This is a genomic window from Lamprobacter sp. (assembly GCF_034860625.1).
Classification (GTDB): domain Bacteria; phylum Pseudomonadota; class Gammaproteobacteria; order Chromatiales; family Chromatiaceae; genus Lamprobacter.
The window spans coordinates 1-8,004 of record NZ_JAYESN010000158.1; the positions used below are offsets into that span (position 1 = coordinate 1).

7 protein-coding genes and 1 pseudogene are annotated in these 8,004 nt (G+C 61.1%); 4 read left to right on the forward strand and 4 right to left on the reverse strand.

All coding sequences use genetic code 11. The features are described 5' to 3' along the window. The 4 genes from VBE63_RS22435 to apbC form a co-directional block, all read right to left on the reverse strand. The coding region (locus tag VBE63_RS22435) for a secondary thiamine-phosphate synthase enzyme YjbQ (protein ID WP_323685245.1) at window positions 1–377 on the reverse strand (377 nt) is incomplete at its 3' end. A gap of 26 nt (window positions 378–403) precedes the next feature. Then, entirely contained in the window at window positions 404–874 is a 471-nt protein-coding gene (locus VBE63_RS22440; RefSeq protein WP_323685246.1) for a DUF29 domain-containing protein, read from the reverse strand. A gap of 107 nt (window positions 875–981) precedes the next feature. After that, on the reverse strand, window positions 982–2,433 hold the full coding sequence (locus tag VBE63_RS22445) for a phospholipase D-like domain-containing protein (RefSeq protein ID WP_323685247.1): 1,452 nt from the start codon (window positions 2,431–2,433) through the stop codon (window positions 982–984). A 142-nt stretch (window positions 2,434–2,575) separates the two neighbouring features. Next, window positions 2,576–3,667 carry an iron-sulfur cluster carrier protein ApbC gene (gene apbC, locus VBE63_RS22450; RefSeq protein WP_323685248.1) on the reverse strand — a complete coding sequence of 364 codons (1,092 nt, stop codon included), beginning with the start codon at window positions 3,665–3,667 and terminating at the stop codon, window positions 2,576–2,578. A 336-nt stretch (window positions 3,668–4,003) separates the two neighbouring features. Here apbC and metG point away from each other — a divergent pair. The 4 genes and pseudogenes from metG to VBE63_RS22470 all read left to right on the forward strand — a co-directional run. Then, window positions 4,004–5,680, forward strand: a pseudogene (metG, locus tag VBE63_RS22455) (methionine--tRNA ligase); the annotation flags it as partial. 127 nt (window positions 5,681–5,807) lie between these two features. Further along, window positions 5,808–6,596, forward strand: coding sequence for a DUF1295 domain-containing protein (locus VBE63_RS22460; protein WP_323685249.1), 789 nt, complete (start codon window positions 5,808–5,810; stop codon window positions 6,594–6,596). Between the two features lie 257 nt (window positions 6,597–6,853). Next, on the forward strand, window positions 6,854–7,516 hold the full coding sequence (locus VBE63_RS22465; RefSeq protein WP_323685250.1) for a DUF6134 family protein: 663 nt from the start codon (window positions 6,854–6,856) through the stop codon (window positions 7,514–7,516). A 20-nt stretch (window positions 7,517–7,536) separates the two neighbouring features. Further along, on the forward strand, window positions 7,537–8,004 hold a 468-nt coding region (locus tag VBE63_RS22470), incomplete at its 3' end, for a lipocalin family protein (RefSeq protein WP_416274637.1).

An 8,004-nucleotide genomic window follows, 5' to 3' on the forward strand; every position in this document is an offset into this window, starting at 1 on the left:
TCCAGCTCAAGGAAGAACACCGACTGCCAACTGCCGAGCAACAGCTCGCCATCGGCGATCGGGATGGTCTCGGAGGCATTGGTGAACAGCGCCATCAGATGCGCATGCGCGTTGTCGCGATCATCGACCGGCGCCAGGTTGTGCAGGTAATCGCCATCGCGCGGCACCAGACGCTTGAGGAAGGTCACCATATCGCGCTGCAGCTGAGTCTCGCGCTCATTGAGGCAGATCGCGGCCGTGGTATGGCGCGAGAGCAGCGTCACCAGTCCATTGCGCACACCACTGCGCGCGCAACATTCGCGCAACTGTTCAGTGATATCGACGAGTTGGATCGGCGCCGTCGTCTGCAGCGTGATGGTGTCCAGGCGTGTCAGCATAGGGATGGCTCTCAGCGTGATGGCTCTCAGCGCGCTTCAGGGTAAAAATCATCATCAAAGATCTGTTCCCCGCTGTAGGGGCAAACCACGGGGAAGGTCTCGGTTGGCAGCCGCGTCTCTTTTTGCGCTAGACGGACCGCGCTAGCATAGGCAGCCGCGATGGCGTCGTCGAGCGTCGCTTTCAGGCCCGGTGACTGACACAACAAGTCCGCGAGCTGCTCGCGTTGCTCAACGATGGTCGAGCGCCAACTGTCGCCCTTGAATTCGCGCCAACGGTCAGATAGCCGAGCAAACTGATATTGCCACTTCAGCAGATGCGCAAGCAGCACCAACAAGCGGCTGTGCAATTCGCGGCGATCGCTCTTGCTCATATCGCTCAGCTCGTCCAATAGGTGCTCGATATCGAGCTCGGCAAAACGCCGTTCACGTAGCAGTTCAGCGTTACGTTGTGCCCAGGCGGCATAGTCAGTTCGATAAAGCGTGGCTAGGTTGGTCATCGCAACTCCCGGAAACGATTCTTCAGCCTGATACCATCTTAAGCCTGATCGCCAGTCATGGGCTGGCTCAGGCTGCCGACAGACTCAAAGCGCACCCGTGCATCGTCTCAAAGATAAGGCGTCAGCAACCGCGCGAAGCCATCGCGCAGTCTGATCGGCAACTGGCGGGCGCGCATATCGGCGGCGCGGATCTCAATCGCGCTCGCCAGTTTCTCATCAACCAGGGCGTTGAGCCGTTGCGCCAGTACGCTATCGTAGCATTCGATGTTCAGCTCGAAATTCAGCCGCAGGCTGCGTGGGTCCCAGTTAGCCGAGCCGAAGAAGCACCAGGCGTCGTCAACCAGCATGAGCTTGCTGTGGTCAAACGGCGGTGGGGTCACGAAGATGCGACTACGCCCATCGAGGATCTGTTCGGCCTGGGCCTCGGCCGCCCATTGCACGAAGCGCAGGTTGTTGCGCTGCGGAACCAGGATCTGGACCTCAACACCGCTCATGGCGATCACATTCAGCGCCGTGATCAGGGTCTGATCGGGCAGGAAATAGGGGGTCACAATGCGGACCCGCCGCTGCGCATGGGCTAAGGCGCCCAGGATCAACCGACGCAGCACATCGAAGTCTTCATCGGGACCATCCGGCACGCAGCGCGCGATGCAATCCCCCGCCGGCACCAATGCCGGATACCAATCATCACAGCCGAGCCGCTCACCGGTCGTAAAGGCCCAATCGAGCCCGAAGGTCTCCATCAGCCCACGCACCACAGGCCCTTCAACCTTGAAGTGCAGATCCTGCACCGGATGCTGTGGATTGCACGCGAGCACACAGCCTTCGCGCAAATTGAGCCCGCCCGTGAAACCAACGCGCCCATCAACCACCAGGATCTTGCGATGGTTGCGCAAGTTCACGTAAGGATTGCGGATCGGCAGCGCGGACTCGAGGAAGACCCCGGTCGGGATGCCGAGCTGACGCAAGACCTTGGGCGTGTGCGGGCGGCTGTACCACTGGCCGACGCCATCGATCAGCACCCGCACCTGAACGCCGCGCTGTTGCGCCCGCTGCAGTGCGGCGATGAACAGCTGTCCGGCGGAGTCGTTCTCGAAGATGTAGCTCGAGAGGGCCAAGCTACGCTGGGCGCTATCGATCGCCGCGAGCATCACCGGATAGGCGGCATCGCCATTGACCAGCGGCGTGATCCGGTTGCCGGCCTCAAGCACCGAAAGGGTCAGCTCATCGCCCAGATGGCCAAGTGGAACCAGCCTTGGGAAGCGGCTTTCAAGCAGTCGATGGGCTCGCTGTTCGGCACGAACACTGGCCTCATCACTCTGGATCGAGGTCTCCGGTCGCAACCGATGCGCCTTGCGCTTGATCCGGTTGATACCGAACACCCAGTACAACGCTACGCCGACCAAGGGCGTGAGCAGCACCAGCCCAGTCCAGCCCACGGTGGAAGGCACATCGCGGTTGCTCAGCACCAGATGAGTGGTCGTCAGGATCACCGCAGCCATTTGCAGGCCAAGGAAGCCGATGATCCAGAGATCGGACAGAAGCTGGCTAAGGTCCATTCGCCTGGCCAGGAAGCCTGGGCGTCTATGCGTTGACAGAGCACCAAACCGCAGGGACTCGGTTTCGCGCCCCGAGGTGCAGAGTCTGAGTGTCCGCGATCATGACCTCCCTGTCGCCGGGACACTCGTCAGTTGTTCTTGATCAGTTGTTCTGGATCACAATCCGCGGGAACTTGGCCGCATAGTCCTTCGCCTGCAGCGAGAGCTTAGCCGCGGTCTTGCGGGCGATCTCACGGTAGAGTTGGCTGATGCGCGAGTCCGGGTCCGCGACCACGGTTGGCTTGCCGCCATCGGTCTCTTCGCGGATCTGGATATCGAGTGGCAGTGCGCCGAGCATCTGTACCCCGTACTGCTGCGACATGCTCTCGCCGCCACCCTGGCCGAAGATGTGCTCCTCGTGACCGCACTTGGAGCAGATGTGGATGCTCATGTTCTCGACGATGCCAAGCACCGGCACCTCGACCTTCTGGAACATCTTCAAGCCTTTGCGCGCATCCAGCAGGGCGATGTCCTGCGGCGTGGTGACGATGACCGCACCCGAGACCGGCACCTTCTGCGCCAGCGTCAGCTGGGTATCACCGGTGCCCGGCGGCAGGTCGATGACCAGATAATCCAGCTCCGACCAGTTGGTGTCGTTCAGTAGCTGCTCCAGCGCCTGGGTCACCATCGGACCGCGCCAGATCATTGGCGTCTCTTCCTCGATCAGAAAGCCGATCGACATGGTCTGCAGGCCGTGGCTGGTCATGGGCTCCAGTGTCTTGCCGTCCTTCGATTCCGGCTTGCCAGAGACGCCCAGCATGCGCGGCTGCGACGGGCCGTAGATGTCGGCGTCCAGAATACCGACCTTGGCACCTTCAGCCACCAGCGCCAGCGCCAGATTCACCGCGGTGGTGGATTTACCAACACCACCCTTGCCGGAGGCCACGGCGATGATGTTCTTGACACTGTCGATCGGCTTCAGCGATTTCTGCACCGAATGCGCCTTGACCTGCCAACCGACATCGACCTGTGCCATGCTGACGCCATCGACGCCTTCAACCTGCGTCTTCACCGCATCGGCGATCGCTTGCTTGATCCCGTCCGCCGGGAAGCCGAGCAGCACCTTCACCTTGACCTGGTCGCCCTCGACCTCGATACCCTTGATGCAGTTGGCGGAGACTAAGTCCCGGCCCAGATGTGGCTCGGTGTAGCCCTTGATGGCGGCTTCGACAGTCTCTTTGGTCACTTCGGTCATGGAGAGCTCCGTTGTCTGTGGCGACCGCGGTGGCCCGCGGGCTGGCATGATTCTGTAGGATGCGGGTACCGAACGTCCTCAACTTAGGCTGATGAGCCGGCGCCGGCGCTGGCTCTCGAACTGGTATCAGCATTCGCTAATTCAAGCCTGCTCGGCGATCTGTACGGCGCTCCTTGATAAACTAGTGTGGCTGCGTCTCGGACCATCGAGCCATGATTTTTCCGCACAGCAAACAAAACTTGGCCGATCGATAAAGTACCAGCACCCTCGAGCATTCGATTGGCCTGCGCAGGCCTTGTGCAGAGCACCAAACCCGCCAACCCAGAGCACTATTAGATGAGTCAGCCCCGCGACATCCTGGTCACCAGCGCACTGCCCTACGCCAATGGCCCGATCCACATCGGCCACTTGGTGGAGTACATCCAGACCGACATCTGGACGCGCTTCCAGAAGATGCGTGGAGAAAACTGCTGGTACGTCTGCGCCGACGATGCCCATGGCACCCCGATCATGCTCAAGGCGCGCCAGGAAGGCATCACGCCGGAGGCCCTGATCGCCCGCGTCGCGGAAGAGCATCGTGCTGATTTCGCCGGCTTTCGCGTCGCCTTCGACAACTACCACTCGACCCATTCCGATGAGAATCGCCGCTACGCGAGCCTCATTTACGAGCGCAATCGCGACGCGGGTCATATCGTCAAACGGACCATCGAGCAGGCCTACGATCCGGTCGAGCAGATGTTTTTGCCCGATCGGTTCATCAAAGGCGAGTGCCCAAAGTGCGGCGCCGCCGACCAATACGGTGATAACTGCGAGGCCTGCGGTGCCAGCTACTCGCCGGCCGAGCTGAAGCATCCGCGCTCGGCGGTCTCCGGCGCCGTGCCCGAGCAACGCAGCTCCGAGCATTATTTCTTTCGCCTAGCCGATTTCGAGGCCATGCTCAAGGACTGGACCCGTGGCGGCAGCCTGCAGGGGCAGGTCGCCAACAAGCTCGACGAATGGTTTGATGCCGGGCTGCAGGAATGGGACATCTCGCGCGACGCGCCCTACTTCGGCTTCGAGATCCCGGACCACCCCGGCAAGTTCTTCTACGTCTGGCTCGACGCGCCGATCGGCTATATGGCCAGCTTCCAGAACCTCTGCGACAGCGCCAAAGGCCAGGCCGCGGGGCTCGACTTCGACCACTACTGGGCGCCCGACAGCAGCGCCGAGGTCTATCATTTCATCGGCAAGGACATCATCTATTTCCATGCGCTGTTCTGGCCGGCGATGCTGCATGGTGCCGGCTTCCGCACCCCAACCGCGGTCTTTGCGCACGGCTTTCTGACCGTCGACGGCCAGAAGATGTCCAAGTCGCGCGGCACCTTTATCAAGGCACGCACCTATTTGGATCATCTGAACCCCGAGTACCTGCGCTATTACTTTGCCGCCAAGCTCAGCGCCGGTGTCGACGACATCGATCTCAGCCTGGACGACTTCCAGGCGCGGGTGAATTCGGACCTGGTCGGCAAGGTGGTCAACATCGCCAGCCGCACCGCCGGCTTTATCACCAAGCGCTTCGACGGCCGACTCGGCACCGAACTGCCCGACCCTGCGCTGTTCGAGACCTTCGTCGCCGCCAACGGCCCGATCGCCGAGGCCTTCGAGGCGCGCGAATACAGCCGCGCGGTGCGCGAGATCATGACCTTGGCCGATCGCGCCAACCAATACATCGACGAGCAAGCGCCTTGGGTCGTCGCCAAACAGGAAGGGCGTGACACTGAGCTGCAGGCCATCTGCACTCAGGGCCTGAATCTGTTCCGGCTGCTGATCGGCTGGCTGAAGCCGATCCTGCCCGGCACCGCGGAGGCCGCCGAGCAGTTCCTGCAGATCGAGCCACTGACCTGGGACGCGCTCGCCACGCCGCTGCTGGATCAGGAGATCGCCAAGTTCAAGCCACTGATGACGCGCATCGAGCCAGCGCAGATCCAGGCCATGCTCGAGGCCTCGAAAGAGGATCTGGCAGCAGCGTCTAGCGCGCACTGATCTTCAGTTCAGACGCGCTACCAAATGGTCGCTCTACCGATCGTTCTACCTGATTGCCTGACGACACAAGCCGAGCGGCAAGCGTTGCTGTGCTCGTCATCTCCCACGGTCAGGCCGCATGTTTGACCTCAACATCTACGCCGCGGGTCTTGCGGTCGTCCTCGCGCTCGCCATCGGCGCTTGGCTGATCAGCATCCCAGCGCGCAATGTCAGCCTCGTCGACAGCCTCTGGTCGCTGTTTTTTCTCATACTGACGATGGTCTACATCACTTGGGCGCCAACGCTTGCGCCGCGCGCGTACATCGTTCTGTTCCTGGTCACGGTCTGGGCCACCCGGCTCTCGGTGTTCATCACCCTGCGCAACAGGGGCCAACCAGAAGACCGTCGCTACCAGGCGATGCGCGCTGAGAACGAGCCTGGATTCTGGCTCAAGAGTCTCTATCTGGTGTTTGGGCTGCAGGCGATCTTGGCCTGGGTGATCTCGCTGCCGCTGCTCGGTGGCATCCTCGGCTCGACACCACTCGGCTGGTTGGACTATCTGGGCGTGCTGCTCTGGCTGATCGGGTTCGGTTTCGAGGCCATTGGCGATCAGCAGCTCGCCGCCTTCAAGGCCCATCCGCTGAGCCGAGGGCAGGTGCTCGACCGCGGACTGTGGCGCTATACACGCCACCCGAACTATTTCGGCGAGGCTTGTATCTGGTGGGGGTTCTACCTCTTCGCGGTCGCCGCCGGCGCCTGGTGGAGTCTCCTGGGGCCGGTCCTGGTGACGCTGTTGTTGCTCCGGGTCTCAGGGGTTGCCCTGCTGGAAAAAGACATTGCCGAGCGCAGACCGGCTTATCGAGACTATATCCGCCGAACCAATGCCTTCTTCCCCGGGCCACCGCGCGCAAAACCAAAGGTCAACTGACGCCCATAGCGAGTCACCAGCCGGGTAATAAGGCGCCTGTTCCAGGGTAGCGATTTCGGTTCATGCGGCCAGAGGTGAGGGCCGAAAAGAACCACAGATGAACACAGATCGACACAGATGCACATCGATCTTTCATTGATGACCGGAAGCGTCCATCTATATCCCAGTGTTATTTATCGTTGTCCATCTGTTGTTCAGCCAGCCTAGTGACACAAACTTTGCCGTATGAGCCACGCTATCTTCTGGAGTCTCCCGATATGTTCAATCAACGCGTTCGGCCCGCCCTCATCGGCGGTCTCTTGGCGCTGGCCTTACCCTTGACACTGGGCAGCTTCTCGGTGGGCGCAGCGGTCGATCAGACCTTTCGCTTCGAGGTGCTGCTCGACGACAAGCCGATCGGTGAGCATCGCTTTGATATCGATGTCAGCGGCGATCAGCAGCGGGTCACCAGCCAGGCCGAATTCAAGGTCGATTTCTTCTTCATCACCGCCTACCGTTATCGCCACCAGAGCAACGAGCTGTTTCGCAACGGCTGCCTGGAACGGCTCAGCTCGACCACCAACGACAATGGCACCCGCTACAAGATCGACGGCTCGGCGGTCAGCAATGGCTTCCGCGTCGATCGCGGCGAGAACGTCGAGCAGTTCGATGGCTGCGTCAAGACCTTTGCCTACTGGGACTCAGCCATCCTGCAGCAGCCCAGGCTCCTGAATCCACAAACCGGAGAGCTCGAAGCGGTCAGCGTGCAACGCCGCGGCGCAGAGCGGGTCGCCGTCAACGGCAGCGAGGTCGAGGCGACCCGTTTCGAGCTGGTCACCGACGAACTGACCATCAACCTCTGGTATAACGACGCGCTGGGCTGGGTGCGGCTCGCCAGCGATACCGGCAAGGGCGCCCAACTGATCTACCGGAGACTCTAATGCCTCGATTCCCACAGGTGCTGCGGCTGCTGCTCGCCGCGAGCATCCTTAGCCTGCTCAGCGGCTGTATCGAAACCGGAGGTAAACCGATGAAGACCGTCGATCAAGTCGACCTAGAGCGTTTCATGGGCGACTGGTATGTGGTCGCGAATATCCCGACCTTCGTCGAGAAGGGCGCGCACAACGCCGTCGAGTCCTATGCGCTGAATCCCGATGGCACCATCGCCACCACCTTCACCTTCAATCAGGATGCCTTCGACGGCCCGCAGAAGGTCCATCATCCGAAGGGCTTCGTGCTCGACACGGCCACCAACGCCCGCTGGGGGATGCAGTTCATCTGGCCGATCAAGGCTGATTTTCGCATCATCTATCTCGATGACGACTATCAGACCACGGTGATTGGGCGCGCCAAACGTGACTATGTCTGGGTGATGTCAAGAACGCCCGACTTCAGCGATGCGCAATTCGAGGAGATGAAGGCCTTCATC

Excerpts from the sequence above, each read along its gene's own strand:
- VBE63_RS22465 (WP_323685250.1), top strand. The coding sequence starts at position 6,854 with ATGTTCAATCAACGCGTTCGGCCCGCCCTCATCGGCGGTCTCTTGGCG.
- VBE63_RS22440 (WP_323685246.1), bottom strand. The coding sequence starts at position 874 with ATGACCAACCTAGCCACGCTTTATCGAACTGACTATGCCGCCTGGGCA.
- VBE63_RS22445 (WP_323685247.1), bottom strand. The coding sequence starts at position 2,433 with ATGGACCTTAGCCAGCTTCTGTCCGATCTCTGGATCATCGGCTTCCTT.
- VBE63_RS22460 (WP_323685249.1), top strand. The coding sequence starts at position 5,808 with ATGTTTGACCTCAACATCTACGCCGCGGGTCTTGCGGTCGTCCTCGCG.
- apbC (WP_323685248.1), bottom strand. The coding sequence starts at position 3,667 with ATGACCGAAGTGACCAAAGAGACTGTCGAAGCCGCCATCAAGGGCTAC.